A 301-nucleotide genomic window follows, 5' to 3' on the forward strand; every position below is an offset into this window, starting at 1 on the left:
GGCAGGCTGTAGAGGTTAGCCCCCGAAACGACTGCATCGGCGACACGGTTGAACAGGAACCCGCCGACGGACGCGCCGACGACGCCGAGCCGGATGTCGACAAGCAGGCCATGGCCGGTGTTGTTGCAGATCTTGCTGACGATGAAGCCCGCGATCAGGCCGAGGACGATCCAGGCGAGGAGGGACATGACGGGCTCCGGTTTTCGGCGTGCGGACGCGTCCCGACGCAGGGACTGAGCGGGCTGGGGCATGGGTCTCGATGGCCTGCGGGGCCGGGGCTAGGTGCGCGCGGGGCGCCGGG

At 69.4% G+C, this 301-nt stretch carries 1 protein-coding gene; it reads right to left on the reverse strand.

The window, feature by feature from the left end; translation table 11 throughout:
• The coding region (locus MKK53_RS00040) for a GlsB/YeaQ/YmgE family stress response membrane protein (RefSeq protein ID WP_243925713.1) at window positions 1-188 on the reverse strand (188 nt) is incomplete at its 3' end.
• Between the last annotated feature and the right edge of the window lie 113 nt (window positions 189-301).

The sequence above is a fragment of the Methylobacterium sp. J-076 genome (assembly GCF_022829405.1).
In the GTDB taxonomy this organism is placed as follows: Bacteria; Pseudomonadota; Alphaproteobacteria; order Rhizobiales; family Beijerinckiaceae; genus Methylobacterium.